Below are 278 nucleotides of genomic sequence, written 5' to 3'. Positions count from 1 at the left end.
GGCCGTGCTCGCTGCTCGACGGGCTTTTCCAGCCTATAGTGCGACTTCGGTAGCTGAACGCGTAGAACTCCTCGACCAGATTGCAAACATCTACGAGCAGCGTCTTGATGAGTTTGCCAAGATCATCACCTTGGAAATGGGAGCGCCGGCTTGGTTCTCACGCCAAGTGCAGGGGACGATGGCGTTATCCCACTTCCGGGAAGCCCGACGTGTCTTGCAGGCCTACGATTTCGAGGCCCCGCTTGGGACGAGTCGGATTGTGAGGGAGTCGATCGGCG

Annotated in this window: 1 protein-coding gene; it reads left to right on the top strand. The window is 58.6% G+C overall.

Going from position 1 to position 278, the window contains the following annotated elements:
- The coding region (locus EN807_RS35175) for an aldehyde dehydrogenase family protein (protein ID WP_135938134.1) at positions 1 to 278 on the top strand (278 nt) is incomplete at both ends.

The sequence above is a fragment of the Mesorhizobium sp. M5C.F.Ca.ET.164.01.1.1 genome, from assembly GCF_004792125.1.
Classification (GTDB): domain Bacteria; phylum Pseudomonadota; class Alphaproteobacteria; order Rhizobiales; family Rhizobiaceae; genus Mesorhizobium; species Mesorhizobium wenxiniae.
Note: the sequence above shows the minus strand (reverse complement) of the source record. Positions and strands in the feature narration are given on the sequence as shown.